This window comes from Streptomyces sp. NPDC030143 (genome assembly GCF_055573695.1).
Map to the genome: position 1 here is coordinate 64,244 of NZ_JBVIAY010000026.1, position 24,147 is coordinate 88,390.

Genomic DNA, 24,147 nt, shown 5'->3' on the forward strand with positions numbered 1-24,147 from the left:
CACACCCAACAACGTGACAACGCCCATCAAGGCGCGTAGCGCCCCGCAACACGCCGGTGCCTGTTACCACAGGCAAAAGTTGGTAGTGCAGCACGTCGGCCTGAGTGACTCCGGCGCGGTTGGCGATCTCCTGCAGGGAGGCGTTGTTGTAGCCGCGGGCGGCGAAGGTGTCCATGGCGATCTGCAGGATCTCCTGCCGTCGCTGCTGGGCTTTGAGGCTCTTCCCTGTGCGGGGCTGCCGCTCCCCGTTCGGCGTGCCCTGCTCATCGTGCGGAGTCTAGGGGGCTGTCGATCAGTGGTCACCCTCCGATCAAACCTGAGAAAGAACTTACGCACAAGGACTTACCAAGTACTTAGTAAGTGTGCTTTCCTGCTCCTCGTTCCGCCCGATTCGTGCCGCCCCCGCGGCCTGGAAGGACGAGCATGAGCCGCCCTGCCCTCCCCGATGACACCGAACTCCGCGACCGCGTCCGCAGCCTGGACCTGGACTCCAAGATCCGGCTGCTGACCGGCGCGGACCAGTGGAGACTCCCGGCCGAGCCCAGGCTCGGTCTGTCCGCGGTGACGATGTCCGACGGCCCGCAGGGCGTACGGGGGACCGGCGACGACCCTGACGAGACCGGCCTGCTGGCCCCCGCTCCGAGTGCGCTGGCGGCGGCCTGCGACGCCGACCTCGCCGAGCGGCTGGGGGAGCTGTTCGCCACGGAGGCCCGCCGTAAGGGCGTCGACGTGGTGCTGGCGCCGGTCGTGAACCTGCAGCGCACCCCGGTCGCCGGCCGCCACTTCGAGTACTTCTCCGAGGACCCGCTGCTCACCGGCACTCTGGCCGCCGCGGTCGTACGCGGCCTGCAGAGCCGGGGCGTGGGCGCGTGTCTGAAGCACTTCGTCGCCAACGACTCCGAGACCGACCGCACCCAGTACCGCGCCCGGCTGGACGAGCGGACGCTGCGGGAGGTCTACCTGGCCCCTTTCGAGCAGGTCCTGGCCGAGGCCGAGCCGTGGAGTGTGATGGCCGCGTACTCGAACCTGGACGACGGGATGGCAGCAAGGCCCTGATCACCTACGACAGCAGCCTGCTCGCCCGGCAGCCCCAGGTACGCATCGGCGACCAGTGGCTCGGCTATACCCTGCCTACCGGCGCCTCCCTCGGCCCGCCCACCGGCGAGGTGGCCCTGCCCCGCGACAGCTGGCAGGCGTCGGCCTCGGCGAGCAGCTCGGACGACCCGCCCGCCAAGGCCATCGACAGTGACGCGGCCACCCGCTGGAGCTCGGGACACGGCATGCAACCGGGCGACTGGTTCCAGCTCGACCTCGGCTCCACCCAGACCTTCAACCAGCTCGTCCTGGACACCAGCGCCTCATCCGGCGACTTCGCCCGCCAGTACGAGGTGTACACCTCCGACGACGGCACCACCTGGGGCAAGCCGATGGCCACCGGCCCCGGCAGCGCCGTGACTCGAATCCTGCTGCCCACCACCACCGCCCGCTACATCCGCGTCGTCAACAAGTCCAATTCCGGCAGCTGGTGGTCCATCCACGACCTCTCCGTCCTCTCTCTCGACGGCAAGGTCACCTCGAACGCCGACGTGACCAAGGGTGTTCAGCGCAAGAGCGCTCAACTGCCGGACGGCACACGGCTGTCGGCGGCGTACAACTCCGGCAGCGGCACCGCGGCGTTCGACTTCCGGTGGGGCGGCACAACGTACAGCTATCGACTGCCTGCCGGCGCCGCCGCGATCTTCACCACGCGGTCGGCCTGAACCCATACCCACAAGGAGGTGGCGTTTCGATGAAGGAGTACGGCAAGGCCGTAGACGACCCAGGTGTGAGGTCCGGTACCTTACGCCGCAGGTCGGCCTGGGGCCGCTTCACGGCCGTGGCGGCTGCTGCGGTATCGAAGATGACCAGCCTGGGCGACCGCGCCAGATCCGGCACCCGAGGCCGCAACCGGGCCGCACAGGACACGGCGCCGTCAGCGGCCGCCCATCCGCATGCCCGCTCACGCATGACCAGGAGGACAGCGTCCATCGGGCTGGCCCTCGCCAGCCTGCTCATTGGCACGGCAGCGGTGCCGGCCTCGCCCGCACCCATACCGGGCAAGGTCGGCGACGACGGCTGGGTACTGAGCACGACCGACACATCGAAGAACTACTCCCCGACGTTCGTCGGCAACGGCTACCTCGCCGCACGAGTACCCGCGGCGGGCCATGGATACGGCAGCACGCCCATCGTCACCCAGTCCCAGCTGGCCGGCTTCTACGCCCGTCTCCCCAGTAAGTTCGAGGACCGGGCCAGTCTGCCGAGCTGGACCACGCTCGGCTTCGGCCGCGGCGGCGACCTCTACGGGATCGGGCGCTGGTCCTGCGCGTTCAATCAGCTGTGCCCGGCGATGTACGGGCAGATCTCGGGCGGCGCGTTCGTGGAGAGGTCCCACCCCGGCTCGGTCGCCGGCGGCTACCTGGCCGGCCTGAACAATGGCGGCAACCCGACGGTCGGCGGCGCCGGCGTCATCCCGATCCGTGACGCGCCGGCTGGCAAGGCCACCCTGGCCGTCCGGTACTCGAACGGCAGCGGCGGCCCGCAGACCATCCACCTCGGCGTCAACGGCACTCTCCAGCAACTGACCCTGCCCGACACGGGCGGCTGGGACGACTGGGCGACGCTGACGATGCCGGTGACGCTGAACGCGGGCACGAACACGCTCAAGATCACAGTGGCCGAAGGTGACACGGCCCGAGTCAACGTCGACTACCTCACGGTGTACCCGGACGGCGCACAGCCCCCCACCGACATCGCCTCCGCCACCGTCGGCACCACCAGCAAGTACCGGCAGTCGCTGGACCTGCGTACCGGCGTGCTGAGCACGTCGTTCGACTGGACCTCCCCGGCGGGCGACAGAACCAGCTTCGCCTACGAGGTCAACGCCAACCGCGCGGACGGCCATCTGGGCACCGTCAGCGTGCGGGCCGTCCCGCACTGGAGCGGAACCGCCACCGTCGTGGACCAGTTCGACGGCCAGGGACTGAAGTACGCCTCGACCAGGAACACGCGCGTCAACGGCAGGACCGCGACGCTGTCCCAAACCGTCGTGAGCGACGGGAACCTGGTCACCGCCGGACTGAACTCCGCACTCCGCGTCAACGGCAAAGCCGTGCCGACCAAGGCGATGGCCGTACCCGACGACGGCACCGCCGGGCAGAGCGCGACCATCCCGGTCCGCGCCGGTCAGCTCCTGCGGATCACCAAGTACGTCGGCGTGGCCTCCAGCGTCGACACCGACCGGTCGCTTCGGACCGCGACCCCGCAACAGGCCGCCGCGAAGACCGCGGCCCGCGCCGCCGCGGACGGCTACCAGCAGGCGCTCGCCCGCAACAACAAGGCATGGTCCCGTCTGTGGCGGTCGAGCATCTCGATCCCCGGTGACACCGCCATGACCGCGCAGATCCGCGCGTCCATGTTCTACCTGCTCTCGAGCACGCGCGCCGGTGTCGACTGGAGCCTCAGCCCGGCCGGGCTGTCCTCGGACGGCTACGGCGGTCACGTGTTCTGGGACACGGAGACCTGGATGTACCCGGCGCTGCTCGCCCAGTACCCGGACATCGCACTCGGCGCGAACACCTACCGGCAGAAACTGCTGCCCGCCGCCAGGGAGGCCGCGAAGGAACTGTCCACTCCCGCCCACCCGATCAAGGGCGCGAAGTTCCCGTGGCAGAGCGCGCTGACCGGCAAGGAGGAGACCCCGCCGCCCTGGAACGAGGGCAACACCGAGATCCACATCAACTCCGACATCGCCCTGGCCCAGTGGCAGTACTACCAGGCGAGCAGCGACGAGCGGTGGCTGCGGGACAAGGCGTGGCCGGTGTTGAAGGACATCGCCGACTACTGGGCCACGCGTGCCGAGCCCGACCCGGCCGGCGGATACGACATCAACGACGTCATGGGTCCGGACGAGTACCACGACTACGTCGACAACAGCGTGACCACCAACGCCGGCGCGCAGGCATCGCTGCGTATCGCCGTCAGCGCCGCCCGCATCCTCGGCCGGCCCGCCGATCCGGAGTGGAGCAAGGTCGCCGACGGCCTGAAGATCCCGGTGGACACGACACTCAACATCCACCCCGAATTCGAGGGCTACAACGGGCAGACCGTCAAGCAGGCCGACGTCACCCTGCTGCAATACCCCTGGGCTGTCCCGATGCCGCCCAGCCTGGCCCAGAACGACCTCGACTACTACCAGGCACGCACCGACCCGAACGGCCCGTCCATGACGGACGCGATCGCTACCATCGCCAGCGCTGCACTCGGATCCCCGGGCTGCCAGACGTACAACTACATGCGGAACAGCGTGGACCCCTACCAGGCCGCGCCGTTCAACCAGTGGTACGAGACCCGCAACGGCGGAGCCTTCAACTTCACCACCGGCCAGGGAGGCTACCTGCAGGAGTTCCTCTACGGCTTCACCGGAATGCGCTGGGGAACCGACGCCGTCACCATCGACCCCTTCCTGCCGCCGCAACTGCCGGGCGTGAACATCACCGGGGTGAAATGGCAGGGGCGCACGTTCGACCTGTCAGTCGGCCAGCAGACAACGAAGCTGACCTTGCGGTCCGGCTCGCCACTCCCCGTCCGGGTCGGCATCGGCAGCGATGACGTGCGCAAGGTCAAGCCCGGCACAGCACTGAAGGTGCCCACACGGCACCCGGCCGGCGACGCGACGAACTGCGAACCGTAAACACTCCAGGCGCCGACCCAGTTGTCCGCGATCGCCACAACCACGGCAGCACGGCACAGCGGTCAGCCAGCCCGAACCGTCACTGACCGTGCCCCTCAGCCGGATGCATCCGGTGCTCCGGCCGAGGGTGCCCCGAACGGCCACCGCCTCCGTCACCAGCGGAGGTGGTGGCCGTGTCCCGTTCGGCTCGGGAAGCTGCTGGTAGACCCTCGTGCCCTTGCGGATCACGCCGATCAGTTGCTGCCCAGGGATCGCGCTTTGCCTGGCGGCTTCCGCGCCCATGGACCCGCCAGCCACCGCCATCCGGAATCCGGAATCCGGAATCCGGCCGACCTTCTTCACGTCGATGTGGACCATGTGTCCTGGACGGCGAGCGGTGATCTTCCGCGGTTCCCGGTTGAGGTCGCCGCTGGGATCGATGAACCGGCGCCGGTTCAGGCCGAGGGCGAGCAGATGCCGCGACACGGTGCGGCGACTGAGCGAGATCCCTTCGGCCTGGAGCTCGAATGCGATCCGGGAGGCAGACCACTTCTCGGCACGGCGGAGTGCCTCGATACTGGCGACAACGTCAGAGCTCGTCGCCGTTGGCTGGCGCCGAGGTGTGGAGGAGCGCTCCAGCAGCCCGAGTTCACCGTGCTGACGGTAGCGGTTGACCCATTTCGACGCGCAGGCACGGGAGATCCCCATCTCTGCTGCCACGTGGGCAATTGGGCGGTGCTGACAACGCTGCACGAGCCGAAGTCGGCCCTCGGGGGACAGCGGAGCATTGCGGTGAAGCACAGGCGTTCCTAGCGCCAGGGATCAAGGGCCAGCTTGCCCCGGGTCTGGCCCGCTTCGAGTTGCTGGAGCACTGCCGGCCCTTCGGACAGGGGATGCAGGTGGGGGGTGCCGGGCGGGTAGACGCCTTGGGCGATGAGTGCCTCGATCTCGACGAGCAACGAGTGGTATAGGGATGGGGCTGCGACCGCCAGCGTGCCAATGTGCAGGCCCTTGATCTGAACCTGGTGGATGAAGACCAGGTCGTGCGTGGTCAGAGTGGCGTCACCGGAAGCGGCTCCGAACACGACGATGCGTCCGGTAAAGGGCTTGGTAACCGACAGGCTGGCCTCGAACGTGGCCTGGCCCACCGATTCCAGGACCAGGTCGACCCCGCCGGTCAGGCGGGTGACCTCCTCAGCCAGATCGGGGCGTCGACTGTCCAGCACCTCGTCGGCCCCGAGGGCTTTGACGGTGTCGTGCTTCTCAGGCGAGGCCGTCGCGATCACCCGCGCACCGTAGTGGCGGGCGAGACGAACGGCAGCCTGTCCGACCCCGCCGGCCGCGGCGTGAACGAGCACCGCCTCACCCGTCTTGATCTCGCCCAACGGCTTCAGTGCCGCCAACGCGGTGGCCCAGTTCAGCACCAGACCGAGAGCCTGGGCATCGTTCCAGCCGGAAGGCACGGGAAGTACCCCCGCGGCCGGCATCGTCATGTACTGCGCGAAGGCGCCCGGGCCGACTCCGACGGCATGGGTGCCGAGCGGCAGCGGCTTCTCAACGTCCGCGCCGACCCCCACGATCTCACCAGCCGCCTCAAAGCCCGCCACATAGGGTGGCTTCGGGCCTCCCCCGTAGGTGCCATGGGTCTGCATGACATCGGCGAAGTTGACCCCGGCGGCGCCGACGCGGATCAGGTACTCGCCCGGCCCCGGGGCAGGGCGGCGGTGATCCGTCGCAAGAGTCAGGTCCTTCGGCCCACGGTGCGACCGCTGGACCAGTGCTCGAACGGTCTGCTCGGCGGCGTTCTGCTGCTCGTTGATCTCCATGAATCGAACGTAGGAACCTTACACTTGCGTCAAGGTCAAGCGGTCGTCAGAGATCAGTACGACGGGCCTCTCTCAGGTAGGCGTCCAGTGCCGCCTGCTGATCGCTGAGAACGGCAATGCGAGCAGCGAGCCGATCGCGATAGCCCTGCACCTCGTGCAGGAACTCCGCACACACCACCTTGATGCCGGCATTGGATCCGTCAGTGAGGCTGGGCAGGACTTCCCTGATCAACCTCACGGGCAACCCGGACTCCAGCAGCGACCGGATGACGAGCACCCGATCGATCGTGGACTGGCAGTAGTCACGGAACCCATTGCTGAAACGCCCAGGGACGATTAAGCCCTCGTCCTCGTAGTGCCGCAACGACCGCGCACTCACACCGCTGACTCTGGAAGCCTCGCTGATCTTCATACCTGCAGCCAACGTCCAGCCACACGGCAACCTTCCGGCACTCGCTGCGACGAGTTGAAGACCTGCTCAGGCGTCAACAACCTCATGTCCCGCAACAGACAACGCCAGCCTGAAAAGATGTGGAACACGGGCACGATGAGGCCCCTTCTGTAGGCGTTACACCATCCCTCACCCGAGCCGGCTGGAAGGCTATCGGCGTGCTGCTTCCCCGTTCGAGGCGCACAAGAGCCGGGAGTGGGTGGACCGCTCCAGCGGGCGCTGTCACGTTATTTGGCCGGGTGGGATGATCTTCTGGTTGATCGCGCTGGACTGGAGGGGGCTGTCTGTGGGGGCTGTGTCGCTGTCCTACAAGGGGCACCGGTACCCGGTCGAGGTCATCTCCCACTCTGTGTGGCTGTACCACCGCTTCCCTCTGTCCTACCGCGAGGTCGAGGAGCTGATGCTCGAGCGCGGGATCGTCGTCTCCTACGAGACGGTGCGCCGCTGGAGCGCCAAGTTCGGGCAGACCTACGCCAACGCGCTGCGCCGCCGACAGCCCCGGCCTGGGGACACGTGGCACCTGGACGAGATCTTCATCAAGATCAATGGGGAACAGAAGTACCTGTGGCGGGCCGTCGACCAGGACGGGATGGTGCTCGACATCCTCGTGCAGAACCACCGGGACAAGGCCGCGGCCAGGCGCTTCTTCCGTCGCCTGTTGAAGAAGACGGGTGCGGTGCCGCGGGTGGTCGTCACCGACAAGCTCCGCTCCTACGGCGCGGCCCACCGCGAGGTCATGCCCTCGTGGAACACCGCTCCCACAAGGGCCTGAACAACCGGGCGGAGAACAGCCACCAGCCAACCAGGCAGCGTGAACGGGCGATGAAGGGCTTCCGCGGCGTTGGTGCAGCCCAGCGTTTTCTGTCCGCGTTCAGCGGTGTCTCGCCCCACTTCCGCCCCCGCCGACACCTGATGACCGCACACAACTACCGCGCCGAGATGAGCATCCGCTTCGCCATCTGGGAGCAGATCACCGGCGTCGCCGGCCTCGCCACCGCGGCCTGAGCACAGGCCCGACTCCCAAGCCCACCCTGCCCCGACGCGCCGTCAGGCAGTCACACACCCAACAACGTGACAACGCCGGCAAACCTCACCTCGCCGCTGCGCCTGCTGGACTGGGAAGGAAGGGGCCGCGCTCCGGAAGCGTTCGACAGCGCCACGCTCTACGCCTACTCGCTGCTGAAGCCGGACACTGCCGCCCGCGTCCGCGCCGCATTCCCCGTCCTGGGCAGCCCGGCCGGCCTCGCCGCCGAAGCGACCGTGTGCGCCCAACTGCTCCAGACCGTGAGCCGCGGCGACAACCTCACCCTGGCAGGCCCGCTGCGGGCCTGGTCCGAGGAACTGCGCCGACGCTGATCTGCTGAACAGCGCCCGGCCAGATGGGCTTGCTCCACAGGGCGCCCTACGCCCTACGAGGTAGTGGTCACGGCCCCACGGTAAGCACGGCAGCTGCCAGCTGATGGGTGTCACCGTTCGGGCAGCTTGCGCCGGAGAAGGTCCATCGACTTCTGGACGTCTCCCAACTGGTCACTGAGCACTCGCATACGCCAGTCCATGCGCTGCATCCGGGCCGCGACCGCCAACGACGCGAACGTTTGCGCAAGCTGTGCCGCGCCTGTATCGCCCTCCTGTGCCTTCTTGGCGTGGACCCCGGCGAGTCTTTCGTACCGCTTTGCGCGTTCCGTTGCTTCTTCGTGTTCGGTCATGTAGTCCCTCCCCGGATTGATCCCTCTCACCGTTGTACCGACCGTGCTCCACCGTTGGGGCGCCTGCGGATTTTTGGCCCGCGAAGTTGTCCACAACCCGCAGCTCAGGACGCGCTTCTCAGCGAACTCTGTCCACAGGCCAACGGCTTTACGGTCGATCATGAAGCAGTCGACGGTGTTCGTCGTGCTGCTCTGACGCAAACCTTGAAGTGTGGCTGAGGCCGGTAGCGGCACAGCGAGGCACACGCGCGCCTGATCGGTCGGCGAACCCGCCGTCGGGCTTCGTAATGATCATCAGCCCGCGCCCGCAGGTACTGCTACCTCCCCCTTGCGACAAGAGGCCCGCATATCCACGGAATCCGAAGCCGACTGGTTCAATCTGCGATTTTGGCTCGCGAATCGTGCGAAAAATATTGACGCGGTCCACCGGAACCTTATGATCCAGTCGATCGACACTTCGATACTTCGACCCTCGTTCGATATGTCGAACACGTCAGGGCTGCACCCGTCGGCCTCCGGACAGCCTCTGACGGGACCAACCGGAGCCGCTACCTCAAAGGATGACGAGGTTCGCATGCACAGACGCAGTTTCAGCCGCAAACACCCGTCTGCGGTGCTCGCCGCCACCGTCGCCGCCCTGGCCGCCCTGGCGGCGACGCTCCTCGCCAGCCCCGCTCAGGCGGCCACCACCAGCGCCGTGCGCGGCGTCGCTTCCAACCGGTGCCTCGATGTGCCGGGCGCCAGCCAGACCGAGGGCACGAACGTGCAGATCTGGGACTGCAACGGCGGTACCAACCAGCGGTGGACGCTGACGGACAACAACCAGCTGACCGTGTACGGCAACAAGTGCCTGGACGTTCCGAACCACGCCACCACGGCCGGTACCCGGCCGGTGATCTGGTCCTGTAACGGCGGCACGAACCAGCAGTGGCGGGCGAACGCCGACGGCACGATCGTCGCCGTGGAGTCCGGGCTGTGCCTGGACGTCAGCGGCGGCGCCACGGCCAACGGCACGGCGGTACAGCTGTGGAACTGCACCGGCAGCAACAACCAGAAGTGGACCGGCCTGTCCGGGACGTCCACCACGTGCGCACTTCCGTCGACGTACCGGTGGTCCTCGACCGGTCCGCTGGCGCAGCCGCAGAACGGGGCGCTCGCGGTGAAGGACTTCACCACCGCGAAGATCAACGGCCAGAATCTGGTCTACGCCACCACCTCCGACGGAAAGGCGTGGGGCGCGACGATGTTCAGTCCCTTCACGAACTGGTCGGACATGGGGACAGCCACCCAGAGCAAGGTGAGCGGCTCGGTGATCGCGCCCGAACTGTTCTACCTCTCGACCAAGAACATCTGGGTGATGGCCTCGAACGGGTGGGACACCGCCTGGCCCTTCACCTACCGCACGTCCAGCGACCCCACCAACCCCAACAGCTGGTCCGCGCCGCAGCCGCTGTTCACCGGCAGCCTCCCCGTCGGCGGCCCGATCGACCCGACCCTGATCGCCGACGACCAGAACATGTACCTGTTCTTCGCCAATGACAAGGGCGGCATCTTCAAGTCGACCATGCCGCTCGCGAACTTCCCCAGCAGCTTCGGCTCGTCGTACGAGACGGTCATGAGCGACACCGAGGAGCGCCTGTTCGAGGCCCCGGAGGTCTACAAGGTCCAGGGCCAGAACCAGTACCTCATGATCGTCGAGGCGCGGGGTGCCAACGGGCGCTACTTCCGCTCCTTCACCGCCACCAGCCTGAAGGACAGGTGGACCGAGCAGGCCGGCACCGAGAGCAACCCCTTCGCGGGCAAGGCCAACACCAACCAGACCTGGACCAACGACATCAGCCACGGTGACATGATCCGCGTCAACTCCGACCAGACCATGACCATCGACCCCTGCAACCTGCAGTTCCTCTACCAGGGCAGGGGTCCCTCACCGGATGGCACCGACTACCTGTCGCTGCCGTACCGGCCCGGCCTGCTCACCCTGCAGCGCTGACCCCACCCGCTCAACGGTGACTGCGACGCGGGTCGGCCCGCCGACGCGTGGACGAGCTGTCCACGACGTGGGCGAACCCACCCGCTGACCGACCCACCACCTTGAGGAACCCCAGCCGCACGTCTGCCGGGGTTCCTCCCTTCCGGGCCGCCTTCCTGCCGCGACTACGCGAGCCCACCCCGACCATGAGCGAACGGCCCGGTGCCAAGGTCACCCAGTGGCCCTCCACCGGCGGCTCCAACCAGGACTGGCAGATCCTCGCGGTGTGAGCCGCCGGGACGCTCAGTGAGGGCGGAGTTGTCCGGCCCAGATCGGTAGCAAAACAGGTGCCGAGTGGCTGGCACCAACGGCTATCCCCCCACCCGCTAATTCACCATCACTCGCAGAAGAGGACGCCTGTATGAGAAAGCCCTGGATTTTCCCCCTGGTCACGCTTGTCGCCGCCGTGCTCGGGGTGACGGCGGCGGGTGTGGCCCCTGCCTCCGCCGCCTCCGACACCCCTTTGCGGGTCATGCCGTTGGGTGACTCGATCACCTGGGGCCTGGGCAGCAGCAACGGCGACGGCTACCGCGGGCCGTTGTGGAACAGGCTCGCGGCGGACGGGCATCCGCTGGACTTCGTGGGCACGGAACGGAGCGGCTCGATGTCCGACAACGACAACCAAGGCCACCCCGGGTACAAGATCCACCAGGTCGCCGCCCTCACCGACGCCTCGCTGACCCGCTACCGGCCCAACGTCGTGACGCTGCATATCGGCACCAACGACCTCAACGAGAGCTACCAGGTCTCCACCGCCACCGCCCGGCTGAGGTCGCTGGTCGACCAGATCACCGCCGCCGCCCCCGACGCGACCGTCCTCGTGGCCTCCCTGGTCGTGTCCACCAGCGGCTCCGAGGAGCAGTACCGGGCCGCCTACAACCAGGCGATCCCCCAGATCGTGCGGGACGCACAGTCCGCGGGCAAGCGCGTCGCATACGTGGACATGAGCAGCCTGACCACGGCCGACCTGGTCGACGCGCTGCACCCCAACGACTCCGGCTTCCAGAAAATGGCCGACGCCTTCCACCGCGGGATCCGGTCCGCGGACAGCGCCGGGTGGCTGAGGAACCCCGCCCCCGCCCCCGCACGCGTGCAGTCCGGCATCGCCGGCAAGTGCATGGACGTCAACGGCGCCGCCACCGCTGACGGAACCGCCGTCCAGACGTGGGGATGCAGCGACAGCGCCAACCAGCTCTGGTCCGCCTACACCGACGGCACCCTGCGCTCCATGGGCAAGTGCCTCGACGTCGCCGGGGCGGGCACGGCCAACGGCACCAAGGTGCAGCTCTGGTCCTGCCACGGCGGCGCCAACCAGGTCTGGCAGCCCTACAACGGCGGCTACCGCAACCCCGCTTCGGGCCGCTGCCTCGACATTCCGGGTGCGTCCACCGCCGACGGCACACAACTCCACCTGTGGGACTGCCACGGCGGCTCCAACCAGAAGTGGACCACCCTCGCCACCGGATGACCCCCACTCCCGGGGTCTGAACGCCTTCCGGGTTCTCCTCGTGTGAGGCCGACCCAGGGCCGGCCACCCGAACAGGGAACGGCCCGCCGCACCAGGAACACTGGTACGGCGGGCCGCTCGCGGTTCTCAGCTCTGCTGCAGGGGAGTCAGGAGGAACACCGCGCGTCACCACCCGGCGGCCGTTGCCCCGGAGAACCCGGCCTCGTCGACGGCACACGGTAGAGCTCCCGATCACCTTGCGGGTCAGATGTGCCCAGCCTGGCAGCCGGCCTGCGTTCTGCAGCGTCGCCATGCCGCCGCATCGGACGCTGCCGCCGCCGCGCGCAACACGTGATGCAACAGAGAACTGCGACTCACCCCTGTTGCGATCCTGACCTGCGAGAACGGCCGTTGCGCCGCTTACCCGCCCTTGTGTTGCACTCCAATCGGTGCGCAATTCATGCGCGATTGAGTGCGCGAATCAATGCGCTACTGGAGGTGACCTCTGTATCCACGAACGAGCTATTCAGCGCCGTCGATGCGCCGCTGGAGCAAGTCGCGCAGGACGACCTGCCGGTCCCCGCAGAGCGCAAGCGTCTGCGTGAGGCGGCGGGCCTGACAGGCAGTCGAATAAGTCCTCCCGGAAGCGTGACGCTTGCGCGAACGCCTCCCCGGGATCAGCGTCAGGCAGCAGACTCACCTTCACGGCCTTCGTCTCGATCGGTGCACCTTGGTCGGAGCACATGATCAGGCGAAGGCCGCTTCAATGTCCGGCGAATGCCCAGGTGAGTGATCCAGTTCGAGATGTCGTTCGATGCCAGGAGCCAGGCACGGGCACTGATGCCTCAGCTAGCGAGCAGGGCCTGCATCCACTGGTCTTCGCGTTGCTCGATGTATTCGGCGTCGTTTCGCCAGGCGTCGCCGTGGCCTTCAGCCCACAGCCTTGCCCAGGGCGGGGCTCCTTGGGCTGCCTGGTCGCGCAGGAAGTCGTGCATGGAACGCGTACGGCGCCCCAGTAGAGGGACCAACCGACGGCGTTCGGACTCAGCCAGACCGTAGGCGTCGGCGAAGACTCGCAGTCGGTCCGCCGCGTCCGGGCTCTGCCAGTCCGGATGCGCGGACAGCGGGATGAACCCGTGAATGGCGTATGCGACATCCCACAGGCGCGAGCCAGGACCTGCAGCGTCCCAGTCGATGAAGGCCCACCGCGCCTCGTCTGCGACCACGAGGTTCCAGGGGGCCAGGTCGTTATGGGCGATGATGTCACTGCCCTCAGAGGGGATCAGCGTCTGCCACCGCGCATCGGAGGGCGGCGTGAAGTTCTGCACGGCGTCGTGGAAGTCCCGGATCAGCCGTGCCACGCGAGCCAGTTGTCGAGCGGGTTCCATCAACGAGAACCGGTCGGGCCAGACCACATCTCCCGGCATGAAGGTCAGCACCTCACGCCCCTGATCGTCAATGCCGAGCGGACGAGGCGCCGCGCTGAATCCCACCTCGTGCAGGTGGGCAAGCAGGGCATGCACGGCGGGAGTCCATGGTCCGGCGGGACGGCGAACGGTGTCCCCGACGCGAACGACACCATCACTGACGTTGCCACCGGACAAAGGCTGTTCATCATCGTGCCGCATTGAACCAGTGTGTCGGATCAGCTCGTCATGATCACCCCATTAAGGGGGAGCGTCAGAGTAGGGACGGAGGTTAAAGAACAAGCTGAAAAGGTGCGGCCTTCGCGGAACAGCGGCACCTCCTGGACGTCGACGTCCGTGCGGATGCGGTGCGGGCGGGCCGGGTGCCGCCACCGTCCGGCGCTGTCGCGGGCGACGTCGATATCGACTTCCATCACGACCTCCGGCTGGACCAGGACGGCCTCGAGGGTGCGCTGTGTTCCCCACCCTGCCGAGAACGTTGATGGGCGGCGCGGACGCTTCGGGGATCGGGCGCGCTCAGCCGGTTGCGCGTCGGCGGGACCGCCGCGCCCAGCCGTCGTCAGCGCGGCGGTGACGTCGCGCGGCCGGGGACGTGTGCGTACGTCGCACACGGCCCCCGGCCGCGGGGGATGTCGGCGGGGGAGAGGTCGGGGCGGGCATGGTGCAGGCGTGCGGGGTGGCGCCGCCGGCCGGAGGCGTCGCGAGCGACGTCGACGCCGACTTCCACCACCAACCCCGGGGGGTCACCTCAGGCCATGGCCAGGAGGGCCGAGATCAAGGCCCCGAGGCAGACTCGTTCGGCCTCCTCGTCGGGCAGGGAGAGGTGCTGCATCGTCAGTCCGTCGAAGCCCGCGAGGAAGAACCTCGCGATCGTCTCGGCGGGCTGGGCCAGCTGGTGGCCGGTGCGCTCGGCGGCCTCGCTGATCAGCTTTGCCGTCACCGCCAGGACCTGGCTGTAGTGGCTGTGCAGTGCCTCCTTCAGGTGCGGCGTGCGCAGGGCGAGCATGCTGAGTTCGGTCAGCAGTTGATGGGCCTCGGGCTGTTCGATGACCGTGCGCCAGAACGCTTCGGCGAGGGTGACGATGGTTTCCTCGAAGCTCGCGTCCGTGGGTGCGGCCCGCTCCACCTGGGCGACCAGGTTGTCGGTGACCTGCTCCATGACGGCCCGGTAGAGGTCTTCTTTCGTGCCGAAGGTGTAGTGCACGGTCGCCTGTGCCACCCCCAGCTCGGCGGCGATGGCGCGGGTGCTGCCGGCGGCGACGCCTTCCCTGGTCATCAGGTCGATGGCGGCCTTGATCAGCTGGGGGCGGCGCTCCGCCGCGGATACGTGAGCCATGGCTCCATCTTAGGCGACTAAGTCTCGTGATCAGGTCACTCGACAATATGTGGCCGCCTTCTTGGGTCGGCACCCCGGAAACGCGCCCTCCTGGCCGCCGCGGGCACCGGGCTCGGGGTCTGCGCACTCGTCCCCCCTGTGCCTTGCCTCCGCCGGACGCCTGCGACCGGGGGCGGCCGAAGCGGTCCTGGCCCGTAGCAACGTCTTCAACTACACGGGTGTGCTCGCCGGCGGGGCCGCCAGCGGAATCCTCGGGTCCACGGGTCCACCGGCCACTTCCGACTCGCCTACGCGATACCCGCCGCGCTCGTCCTCGCGCTCCTGGCGACCGCACGGTCCTTCAACCACCGGTTCCCATCGTAGACCGCGGTCAGCCGCTGGCTGGCTTTCCCGTAGGAACGGTGATGCCACTCGGGCCATGCTCCCGAAGCGGCCGTCGTCTTGCTGCAGCGGGGACCGCGCGTGTCACAGCAGCAGGCGCAGTAGTCGTTCTTTCCAGGTGGTGAAGGGTGGGTAGGCGAGCCGGAGCAGGTCGGGGAAGAGTGGTTTGCTGAGGACGGCCTTGGTGTGGCTGAAGGTGTCGATGGAGTGTTCGCCGTGGTAGCGGCCGAAGCCGCTTTCGCCGATGCCGCCGAAGGGCAGGCCGGGGACGGTCAGATGGGCGTTGGGGACGTCGAAGGCCAGGGCGCCGGAGGAGGTCTGCGTGGTCAGGCGGTGCTTGCTGTGGGAGGAGGCGGTGAAGGCGTAGAGGGCCAAGGGCTTGTCGCGTTCGGTGATGAAGGAGATGGCGGTGTCCAGGTCGGGGACGGCGACGATGGGCAGGACGGGTCCGAAGATCTCCTCGTTCATCACCGGGGCGCAGGGGTCGACGTCGGCGAGGACGGTGGGGGCGATGTAGCGGCTGTCGCGGTCGTGGTCTCCGCCGACGACTGTGCGTCCGTCCTTGAGGAAGGCGACGAGCCGGTCGAAGTGGCGGGTGTTGACGATCCGGCCGTAGTCGGGGCTGGTGGCCGGGTCGTCGCCGTACATCTCGCGGATGGCTGAGGCCAGGTGTGGTTCGAGGGCGCTGGCCGTCTCGCCCACGGCGAGGACGTAGTCCGGTGCGACGCAGGTCTGGCCGGTGTTCATGAATTTGCCCCAGACGATGCGGCGGGCGGCTGTGGCCAGGTCGGTGCCGGGTTCCACCACGGCGGGGCTCTTGCCGCCCAGTTCCAGGGTCAGCGGGGTGAGGTAGCGTGCGGCGGCGGTCATGACGATCCGGCCGACGGTGCCGTTTCCGGTGTAGAAGATGTGGTCGAAACGCTGTTCCAGCAGGGCCGTGGTCTCGGGGACGCCGCCCTCGACCACGGCCACCGCCTGCGGGTCGAGGTGGAGCGGTAGCAGTCGGGCGAGGGCCGCGGAGGTGGCGGGGGCGAGTTCGCTGGGCTTGATGACGGCGCAGTTGCCCGCGGCCAGTGCGCCGACCAGGGGCGCCAGTGCCAACTGCACCGGGTAGTTCCACGGGCTGATGATCAAAACGGTGCCCAAGGGCTCCCGGACCAGCCGGGCGCGGGCGGGTGCGAGCGCGAGCGGAACACCGGTCCGACGCGGACGCGTCCACGCGTTCAGGTGGGCGAGCGTGTGGTCGATCTCGTTGACGGTGAACCCGATCTCGGTGGTGAACGCCTCCGTCGGACTCTTCCCGAGATCGGTTTTGAGAGCCTCTCCCAGCTCCGGCGCGTGGTCTGCCAACAGGCTTCGCAAAGCCCGCAGTTGGGCGCGACGCCAGGCCACGGGCCGCGTGCGGCCGGAGTCGAAGGCGGCACGCAGTCGGGACACGGTGGCCGCGGCTTCAGCGCCGGGCGTCGGAGTGGTGTCGATGCCGTCCATGTCAGCGGCATTCAAGGATGGCGGCCGTGGTGGCGAAGACGTCGGCGGTGACGAGGTCGAAGTCCCCGTGGTCGCTGCCGAGTCCCTGTGCCACCAGCGCGGCGGCGGCGCAGCCGAGCACGCCGCACTCCCGTAGTCCGCGTCCCAGGCCGAGTCCGCGCAGGAAGCCGGCAGAGAAGGCGTCGCCGCAGCCGGTGGTGTCCACCACGTCGACCGCGAAGGCCGGGATCTCGATCACGTCGTCCTTCGTGACCACCAGCGCACCGCGTGCTCCCCGGGTGACTGCGACGCAGCCGACCCCTTCCGCGAGGAATCTGCGCGCACCGTCCTCCAGCGTTGCTGCGCCGGTGAGGCCGAGCACCTGGTCCTCGTTGGGCAGCAGGTAGTCCAGATACGGCAGCGCGAGCGCGATCCAGTCGAACAAGCCGCTGTCGCCGGAGACGAGCAGGTCGGCGGAGGTGACCACACCCGCGGCCCGTGCGCGAGCGAGAATCTTCGCCGCGGCCTCACCGCCCATCAGCTCGGGTGCGCCCATGTGCAGATGGGTGGCCCCGGCAATCTCCGTGTGGGGAGCGTCGTCCGGCCCGTACGCGACGTTCGCGCCCAGGACGTGGAATGCGGGGCGGCTGCCGTCGGGTCGGATGGGCAGCACCGAGGCCGAGGTCTGCGCGTCGTCGCGGCGCAGGACGAGCGAGGTGTCCACGCCGTGGCCGGCCAGCATGCTCAGCAGCAGGTCGCCGATCGGGTCGGTGCCCACCGCGCCTGCGGTGCGCACAGCCGCTCCCAGCTTGGCCAGTATCAACGCGGTACCGGCAGCCGTGCCCGCCGGGCCGAACCGGATCTGGTCCACCAGGGCCGCGCCCTGGCCTTCAGGAATGCCCTCGACGGGCCGGACCTGCACGTCGAACACGTGGGCACCGAGAGCAATGACTGTCTGGCTCATCGGGTGCTGTCCTCTCCTCTGGGACGGGTGGTGCCGTAGCCGCGCCGCAACGCCGCGGTGACGACGGCCGTCTGCTGGTTGTCATCCAGGACCCGCGGTGTACCGATCTGGGCGGCACGCAGGTAAAGCCCGCACAGCCACTCCAGTAGCAGCGCGTTCTCCACGGCCTTGGCGAGCGTCGGCCCGAACGTGACGGCGCCGTGGTTGGCCATCAACGCCGCCGACCTGCCGTCGAGCGCCGCCAGGACACGCTCGGCCAGCTCCGGGGTGCCGAAGACGCCGAACGGCGCCACACGTACGGAACCACCGAGCAGCAACTGCTGGTAGTGGACGCACGGAAGTTCGTCGAGCACCAGGGACAGCGCGGTGGCCTGGGGCGAGTGAGTGTGCACCACCGCGCCGGGACTGTACCGCTGGTAGATCCCCAGGTGCAGCTCCAGTTCGGAGCTCGCCTCCAGGTCCCCGGCGAGCATCCCGCCGTCCAAACCGACCACCGTCACCTGTTCGGGCGTGCACTTTCCCAGGACCGTGCCGGTCGCGGTGACCGCGATCCGGTCGCCGTCGCGCACGCTCACATTACCGGCCGTGCCGATCAACAGTCCCTCGGTGGCAAGGCGATGGCACGCCACCGCCACAGCGCCACGCTGTTCTTCGGCAGACTCATGCGTCGCCGGCATGTCAACGTACCGTCGTCGAGCGCTCGGACCGGAGCAGGGTGTTGAGGTTGGCCATGGAGGTGCGCATGCCGGCGCGCATCGCGGGCTGCTGTAGGGAGTCGAGGAGCAGGCCCAGTGGACCGAGGCCGATGGTGTACTCGACCTGGTAGAGCATCTCCGTCGCCTCCCGGCCGTCGGCGCTGTGGACCGGGCGGAACTCGAAGATGTTGGTGACGTCCTGGAGCGGGGCGAAGCCGGTGCCGGTGTCGACGCGGCGCTTGAGGGGTTCGATCTCCTGGACGGTCCAGACCGAGTCGGTCTTGAGGGGGCCGAGGGTGCGGTTGCGCTCGGAGTAGGTCTTGCCGACGGTGGCGACGCCGTGGTGGTCGGTGACCTCGATGGCGCCGGCGACCCACTCGGCGTACCGGTCGGTGCGGGAGATGACGTCCCACACTCGCGCGATGGGGGCTTCGATGACGGCGGTCTCGGCGACGACGAAACGGTTCATGGCAGGGTTTCCTTGCTGGTCGGTGGTTCTCGCGCTCAGTGCTGGTGGAGGAGTTCGTTGGCGGTGTGGCGGCCGGAGCGGACGGCGCCGTCCATGTAGCCGTTCCAGTAGGGGGAGAACTCGGCGCCCGCGAAGTGCACGCGGTCGTGGGGGCGGTCCCTCCACTGACCGAAGTCGGTGAGCACGCCGGGGGCGGCGACGGAGGTGGGGCCGCCCTGGGTCCACTGCTCGGCGGTCCAGTCCTGCTCGACGTAGTCGACGGTGTCGAAGGCGCGGTCCCCGACGACCTGGGCGAAGCAGCGCAGCACGGCGCCGCGGCGTTCGGCGGCCGGGCGGTGGGCCCACTTGCGCCATTCCTTGCCACCGAGGAAGCCCATGAGCACGCCGGGTCCGCCGTCGGGCGGGGTGTTGTCGAACATCTCGCGGATGGGGGAGCCGCCGCGCAGCAGTCCCATGCCGGACAATCCGTCCTCGCGCCAGAACGGCTTGTCGTAGACGGCCACGCACTTCATCAGGGTGCCGAACGGCAGCCGCTGGAAGAGCTGGTCCTGCTGCGCCGGGAGCAGCGGGTCCCACACGATCCGCGAGGCCACCAGCGGCGGTACGGCGACGATGACCCGCTCGGCCCGCCAGTCGCCGGCGTCGCAGACCACGGTGACGCCGGTGGAGTCCTGGCTGATGCGCCGCACGGGCGCCGACAGGTGGACGCGGCCGTCGAGTTCTTCGGCGAGGCGCTGCGCGACGAGCTGGGAGCCGCCGACGAATCGGCTGTCCTGGGCACCGCCGGTGGTACCGGTGCCGCGCTCCATGGTGCCGGGGTTGGCCTCGTTGCCGAACGTCGAGACGTACCAGAGGCTGAACAGGGCGGAGGCGTCGCGGGCCTCGCCGCCGTAGGCGGAGTTCAGGAACAGGTTGATCATGTCGACGGCGTCGCCGGTGATCTCGGCCTTGCGCAGCCAGGTCTCGTAGGTCATGCCGTCCAGTTCACGGGCGTTGGGGGCCCGCCACGGTGCCGCCGGGTCCACCTTGGCCGCGGCCTGGCCGATGCGGGCCAGGGCGATTCCCATGTCCGGCAGCGCGAACAGGTCCGGCGGGGTGTGGCCCGTGAACCGCTTGGCCTTGCCGTCGTTGACGTAGACGGTTTCGCCGGGGACGGCGGCCTGGTAGGTGTCCACGCCGACCTCCTTGGCCAGGGCGAGGATGTGGTCCTGGGTGGGGCCGACGAACTGGCCGCCGATCTCGGTGACCTGTCCGTCGCCGAGGTGGTGGTTGAGCAACCGGCCGCCGACCCGGTCCCGGGCCTCCAGCACGGCCACCGACTTGCCCGCCGCGACGAGCTCCCGCGCCGCTGTCAGACCGGCCAGCCCGGCACCGATCACGACTACATCCGCCCTGCGGGCCAGGTGTGACCTGGCGGTGTCCCGGTCCTGTGTGCTGCTCATGATCACTCCTTGTCATGGGGGTGGTCCCGGCGCTGCCTAAGTGCCCGTAGGGAAAAGGGCGCAGGCCCATGACCTGGCCTCCCGAGGGTGGTGCGCTCCGGTGACCACCAACATACACACGACATGGTCGAGTGACAATGTCAGAAGCTTTAGTTGAATGATTTGGTCAATAGACATGGTCGACTGATAAAGTCGGTGGCGAAGCAGCTCGGATGCCGCCCGGCGGCACCCCATGCCTCATGCCCGTAGCCGCTCAACGGCGCAGGGCCGACCCGTTCCGCCTTTCGTCCCGCGTCCGCGTCAGGACCACCGGGAATGCCTCACCGACCTTGGGAGTTCGCCATGGCAGTCCTGCTCCATCGGCTGGGCCGCAGCGCCTACCGCCACCGCAAGCTCGTGCTCGGCATCTGGCTCGTGGTCCTGGCCGCGCTCATCGCTTGTGTCAGCGTCTTCGGCGGCAAGCTCGACGACCGCTTCACCGTGCCGGGGACGGAGTCACAACGCGCGCTGGACACGCTCGGCAGGACACTGCCCGAAGCCTCGGGGGTGAACGCCCAGATCGTCTTCACCGCACCCGAGGGCCGCCTGGTCACCGACGCCCGCTTCACCGCGGCCATCGCCGGAGCTGAGGCCGCGGCCTCGAAGGCACCACAGGTCAGCGCCGTCATGGGCCCGGCCGTCACCGGCGCCGTCTCGGCCGACCGGAGCACGGCGATCGTGCAGGTGCAGTACTCCGTGCAACGGGCCGAGGTGCGCGCCTCGTCGCTGGACGCCATAGAGCGGGCCGCCCACGCGGCCCAGGAGAACGGGCTGCGGACCTCCGTCGGCGGCAGTGTCTACGGCAGCAACGGCGTGCACATAGGTCCGTCCGAGATCATCGGTGTCGCCGTCGCCGTGCTCGTCCTCGTCGTCACCTTCGGCTCCCTGCTTGCCGCGGGCATGTCGCTGCTGACCGCCCTGATCGGCGTGGCCGTGGGACTCGCCGGACTGCTCGCCCTCGCTCCGGCGGTCAGCATCTCCTCCACCGCCGTCACCCTCGCGCTGATGCTGGGGCTGGCCGTGGGCATCGACTACGTCCTGTTCATCCTCTCCCGCCACCGCCAGCAACTCGCTCGCGGCACCGAGCCTCAGGAGTCCGCGGCGCTGGCCAACGGTACGGCCGGTAGCGCCGTCGTCTTCGCCGGCAGCACCGTGATCATCGCCCTGGCCGCACTCAGCGTCATCGGCATCCCGTTCCTGACCGTGATGGGCCTCGGTGCCGCCGGAGCCGTCCTCGTCGCCGTCCTGGCCGCGATCACCCTGGTCCCGGCCCTCGCCGGATTCGCCGGCGCCCGGCTGACCCCGAAATCCGGCAGCAAGGCGGCCCAGCAGGCCACCGACCCGGACGGATCCGCCGGACAGACCACCCTGGGCGCCCGCTGGGTGAAGTTCGTTGTCGCCAAGCCCCTGCTCACCGTCCTGGCCGTCGCGGGCCTCCTCCTCACACTCGCCCTCCCGGCCGCCGACCTGCGCCTGGCCCTCCCGGACAACGCCTCGGCCCCGGTCGGCTCCACCGAGCGCAAGGCCTACGACACGATCAGCGACAAGTTCGGCCCCGGCTTCAACGGCCCGCTCCTGGTACTGACCGAGACAGACGACGGGCCCGGTACGCAGGCGGGCTCCGAGGTCGCCCGCAAGCTGCGGGACCTCAAAGGCGTCAAGGCGGTGCTGCCGCCGGTTCCCACGCGCGACTCGGCGCAGACCGTCATCCAGGTCGTCCCCGAGACCGGCCCCGACAGCGTCCGCACCGACCGGCTCGTCCGCGACATCCGTGCCGCCGCCCCGGAACTGCGGGAAACCACCGGAGCCAGGGTCGCCGTCACCGGTACCACCGCCGTCAACATCGATGTCTCCAACCGCCTCAGCGACTCCCTGCTGCCGTTCATCGCGATCGTCATCGGCCTCAGCCTCATCCTGCTGACCATGGTGTTCCGCTCGCTGGTCATCCCGCTCAAGGCCGCCGTCGGATTCCTGCTGTCGGTGGCGGCCTCGCTCGGCCTGGTCGTCGCCCTGTTCCAGTGGGGCTGGCTGGCCGACGTCCTCGGCCTGGCCCACACCGGTCCCGTCGTCAGCTTCCTGCCGATCATCCTGATCGGCGTGCTCTTCGGACTCGCCATGGACTACGAGGTCTTCCTCGTCTCCGGAATGCGGGAGGAATGGGTGCACACCGGGGTAGCCCGCCGCTCGGTGACCGACGGCGCGCGGCACAGCGTCCGGGTCGTCACCGCAGCCGCCCTGATCATGTTCACCGTCTTCGCCGGCTTCTTCCCCCTCGACGACGCCCTGATCAAGCCCATCGCCTTCGCCCTCGCCGTCGGCGTGGCCATCGACGCCTTCGCCGTCCGCCTGACCCTCGTCCCGGCCGTCCTCGCCCTCGCCGGACGCCACGCCTGGTGGCTCCCCGCCTGGCTCGACCGTTTCCTGCCCGACCTCGACGTCGAGGGCACCCGCCTCCAGAAGGCCCCGGAGGCGGAACACAGGGAGCCTGAGCGGGTCTCCTGAACCGGCTGCGCACCCGGCGGATCCGCCGGGTGCGCGCGTGCGTCCTGGCTTGGAGGGGGCGCCACATCCAAGCCAGGGTCTCGCCCTGCCCGGGCACACCGCGACAGCAGTCGCCTCGCGTGCCCGTCACGACCCACCACCACGTTGCAGACGGCGGGCGTGTAGGAGTCGCCGGCCCTTGTGAACGCCCGCCTTGGCCTGGGGGTCAGGCGCGGGCCGATGACGGACGCGAGTGCCGTCGTCAGCCGCTGGGACAGCGCCACCCGTCCGTCAGGGCGCCCTACGGCGAGCGCCTTCGAATGCCGGACTGTGCCGGTGAAGCCGACCACGGTGGCGTCGACTGTGTCCGCATGCCTGACCTTCGCCCACACACGGCCGGCCTTGTAGGACGACGGGAGCGGCTTGGCCACGATTCCCTCAACGCCGGTGCCTTCGAGCGTCTCGAGCCAGAGCAGGGCAGCGAGGCACACGTGCGCCTGATCGGTCGGCGCACCCGCCGGCGTGGCCCGTAATGATCACCAAGCCCGCGCCCGCACGCGCTGCTACCTCCCCCTCGCGCCAAGAGGCCCGCATAACCACGGAGCCCGAAGCCGCTTGGTTCAATCTGCGATTTTGGCTCGCGAATCGTGCGAAAAATATTGACGCAGTTCACCGGAACCTTATGATCCACTCGATCGACACTTCGACCTGCGTTCGGCATATCGAACGCATCAGGGTCGCACCCCGTTGGATTCCGGACAGTCTCTGACGGGCGCACCGGTACCGCCAGTTCAAGGGATGACGAGGTTCGCATGTACCAGACGTAGTTCAGCCGCAAACACCCGCCTGCGGTGCTCGTGGCTACCGTTGCCGCCCCGGCCGCCTTGGCGGCGACGCTCCCCGCCAGCCCCGCTCAGGCGGCCACCACCAGCGCCGTGCGCGGCCGCCGGCATCCGCCCCGGCGCCTCCCGTCCGGGAACCTTCTCCACAGCACCGACGGCACCGACTTCACCCGCTTGGGGTCCGGGTTCACCATGGGCGACACCTGGCGGTTCTTGATGGGCTGCCGCTTCGCCCTTACCGACTACGCCACGCGGACACTCGGCGGCTGCGTCCGCGTCGCACGGTTCGCGCTGACCACACCCCGAGCGCGGCAACGTCCCTCTCCCCGCATATGACCGGCGGCTCAGGTTCCGAGCCGCAGCAGCAGGAAGGACCACACCATGTCCAGTACCGACGTCCACGAGCCAATGGCTCCCCCGACCGCAGTGAG

19 protein-coding genes and 3 pseudogenes are annotated in these 24,147 nt (G+C 68.7%); 9 read left to right on the forward strand and 13 right to left on the reverse strand.

All coding sequences use genetic code 11. The annotated features are described in order from the left end of the window. Positions 1 to 46: 46 nt before the first annotated feature. Positions 47 to 175: pseudogene (locus ACZ4YY_RS31965) on the reverse strand (TetR family transcriptional regulator); the annotation flags it as partial. Between the two features lie 248 nt (positions 176 to 423). Between ACZ4YY_RS31965 and ACZ4YY_RS31970 the strand changes: the two are divergent. The 3 genes from ACZ4YY_RS31970 (at position 424) to ACZ4YY_RS31980 (ending at position 4,732) form a co-directional block, all read left to right on the forward strand. Beyond that, complete coding sequence (locus tag ACZ4YY_RS31970; RefSeq protein WP_468298257.1) at positions 424 to 1,056, forward strand: glycoside hydrolase family 3 N-terminal domain-containing protein; 633 nt, start codon at positions 424 to 426, stop codon at positions 1,054 to 1,056. Next, positions 999 to 1,760: a discoidin domain-containing protein gene (locus ACZ4YY_RS31975; RefSeq protein ID WP_468298259.1), complete on the forward strand. Its 762-nt coding sequence runs from the start codon at positions 999 to 1,001 to the stop codon at positions 1,758 to 1,760. The genes ACZ4YY_RS31970 and ACZ4YY_RS31975 overlap by 58 nt, the downstream gene beginning before the upstream one ends. 245 nt (positions 1,761 to 2,005) lie before the next feature. Beyond that, positions 2,006 to 4,732: a glycosyl hydrolase family 65 domain-containing protein gene (locus tag ACZ4YY_RS31980; protein WP_468298261.1), complete on the forward strand. Its 2,727-nt coding sequence runs from the start codon at positions 2,006 to 2,008 to the stop codon at positions 4,730 to 4,732. A gap of 253 nt (positions 4,733 to 4,985) precedes the next feature. Here ACZ4YY_RS31980 and ACZ4YY_RS31985 read toward each other — a convergent pair. The 3 genes and pseudogenes from ACZ4YY_RS31985 to ACZ4YY_RS31995 all read right to left on the reverse strand — a co-directional run. Beyond that, a pseudogene (locus tag ACZ4YY_RS31985) lies at positions 4,986 to 5,512 on the reverse strand (helix-turn-helix domain-containing protein); the annotation flags it as partial. 8 nt (positions 5,513 to 5,520) lie between these two features. Next, entirely contained in the window at positions 5,521 to 6,537 is a 1,017-nt protein-coding gene (locus ACZ4YY_RS31990) for an NADPH:quinone oxidoreductase family protein (protein ID WP_468298263.1), read from the reverse strand. A 46-nt stretch (positions 6,538 to 6,583) separates the two neighbouring features. Continuing rightward, positions 6,584 to 6,949 (reverse strand): MerR family transcriptional regulator, encoded by a 366-nt coding sequence (locus tag ACZ4YY_RS31995; protein ID WP_468298265.1) that lies wholly within the window; start codon positions 6,947 to 6,949, stop codon positions 6,584 to 6,586. Positions 6,950 to 7,232: 283 nt separating this feature from the next. Here ACZ4YY_RS31995 and ACZ4YY_RS32000 point away from each other — a divergent pair. Together ACZ4YY_RS32000 and ACZ4YY_RS32005 are read left to right on the forward strand one after the other, a co-directional pair. Then, positions 7,233 to 7,993, forward strand: a pseudogene (locus ACZ4YY_RS32000) (IS6 family transposase). Between the two features lie 66 nt (positions 7,994 to 8,059). Beyond that, the gene (locus tag ACZ4YY_RS32005; protein ID WP_468298267.1) at positions 8,060 to 8,344 is read left to right on the forward strand and encodes a hypothetical protein; all 285 of its coding nucleotides are present in this window, start codon (positions 8,060 to 8,062) and stop codon (positions 8,342 to 8,344) included. Between the two features lie 110 nt (positions 8,345 to 8,454). On the opposite strand, the gene ACZ4YY_RS32010 is transcribed toward ACZ4YY_RS32005, so the two are convergent. Beyond that, the gene (locus tag ACZ4YY_RS32010; protein ID WP_468298268.1) at positions 8,455 to 8,694 is read right to left on the reverse strand and encodes a hypothetical protein; all 240 of its coding nucleotides are present in this window, start codon (positions 8,692 to 8,694) and stop codon (positions 8,455 to 8,457) included. Between the two features lie 574 nt (positions 8,695 to 9,268). On the opposite strand from ACZ4YY_RS32010, the gene ACZ4YY_RS32015 reads away from it, so the two are divergent. From ACZ4YY_RS32015 to ACZ4YY_RS32025, 3 genes are all read left to right on the forward strand, one after another. Beyond that, the gene (locus tag ACZ4YY_RS32015) at positions 9,269 to 10,687 is read left to right on the forward strand and encodes a non-reducing end alpha-L-arabinofuranosidase family hydrolase (RefSeq protein ID WP_468298270.1); all 1,419 of its coding nucleotides are present in this window, start codon (positions 9,269 to 9,271) and stop codon (positions 10,685 to 10,687) included. A gap of 101 nt (positions 10,688 to 10,788) precedes the next feature. Continuing rightward, a complete protein-coding gene (locus ACZ4YY_RS32020; RefSeq protein ID WP_468298272.1) occupies positions 10,789 to 10,956 on the forward strand; it encodes a hypothetical protein in 168 nt (55 codons plus the stop codon). A 131-nt stretch (positions 10,957 to 11,087) separates the two neighbouring features. Continuing rightward, entirely contained in the window at positions 11,088 to 12,194 is a 1,107-nt protein-coding gene (locus tag ACZ4YY_RS32025; protein ID WP_468298274.1) for a ricin-type beta-trefoil lectin domain protein, read from the forward strand. 824 nt (positions 12,195 to 13,018) lie between these two features. On the opposite strand, the gene ACZ4YY_RS32030 is transcribed toward ACZ4YY_RS32025, so the two are convergent. The 8 genes from ACZ4YY_RS32030 to ACZ4YY_RS32065 form a co-directional block, all read right to left on the reverse strand. Beyond that, positions 13,019 to 13,801 (reverse strand): phosphotransferase enzyme family protein, encoded by a 783-nt coding sequence (locus tag ACZ4YY_RS32030; RefSeq protein ID WP_468298276.1) that lies wholly within the window; start codon positions 13,799 to 13,801, stop codon positions 13,019 to 13,021. 17 nt (positions 13,802 to 13,818) lie between these two features. Then, positions 13,819 to 14,013, reverse strand: a complete 195-nt coding sequence (locus ACZ4YY_RS32035; protein WP_468298278.1) for a hypothetical protein — start codon at positions 14,011 to 14,013, stop codon at positions 13,819 to 13,821. A gap of 335 nt (positions 14,014 to 14,348) precedes the next feature. Next, the gene (locus tag ACZ4YY_RS32040; RefSeq protein WP_390984931.1) at positions 14,349 to 14,936 is read right to left on the reverse strand and encodes a TetR/AcrR family transcriptional regulator; all 588 of its coding nucleotides are present in this window, start codon (positions 14,934 to 14,936) and stop codon (positions 14,349 to 14,351) included. A 465-nt stretch (positions 14,937 to 15,401) separates the two neighbouring features. Continuing rightward, positions 15,402 to 16,805: an aldehyde dehydrogenase family protein gene (locus ACZ4YY_RS32045; RefSeq protein ID WP_468298280.1), complete on the reverse strand. Its 1,404-nt coding sequence runs from the start codon at positions 16,803 to 16,805 to the stop codon at positions 15,402 to 15,404. 1 nt (position 16,806) lies between these two features. Continuing rightward, positions 16,807 to 17,748: a carbohydrate kinase family protein gene (locus ACZ4YY_RS32050; RefSeq protein WP_468298282.1), complete on the reverse strand. Its 942-nt coding sequence runs from the start codon at positions 17,746 to 17,748 to the stop codon at positions 16,807 to 16,809. Further along, positions 17,745 to 18,425: a class II aldolase/adducin family protein gene (locus tag ACZ4YY_RS32055; protein ID WP_468298284.1), complete on the reverse strand. Its 681-nt coding sequence runs from the start codon at positions 18,423 to 18,425 to the stop codon at positions 17,745 to 17,747. The genes ACZ4YY_RS32050 and ACZ4YY_RS32055 overlap by 4 nt, the downstream gene beginning before the upstream one ends. Before the next feature lies 1 nt (position 18,426). Beyond that, on the reverse strand, positions 18,427 to 18,912 hold the full coding sequence (locus tag ACZ4YY_RS32060; RefSeq protein ID WP_468298286.1) for an SRPBCC family protein: 486 nt from the start codon (positions 18,910 to 18,912) through the stop codon (positions 18,427 to 18,429). A gap of 35 nt (positions 18,913 to 18,947) precedes the next feature. Continuing rightward, on the reverse strand, positions 18,948 to 20,354 hold the full coding sequence (locus ACZ4YY_RS32065) for a flavin monoamine oxidase family protein (protein ID WP_468298288.1): 1,407 nt from the start codon (positions 20,352 to 20,354) through the stop codon (positions 18,948 to 18,950). Between the two features lie 342 nt (positions 20,355 to 20,696). On the opposite strand from ACZ4YY_RS32065, the gene ACZ4YY_RS32070 reads away from it, so the two are divergent. After that, a complete protein-coding gene (locus tag ACZ4YY_RS32070; RefSeq protein ID WP_468298290.1) occupies positions 20,697 to 22,895 on the forward strand; it encodes an MMPL family transporter in 2,199 nt (732 codons plus the stop codon). Positions 22,896 to 24,147: the final 1,252 nt, after the last annotated feature.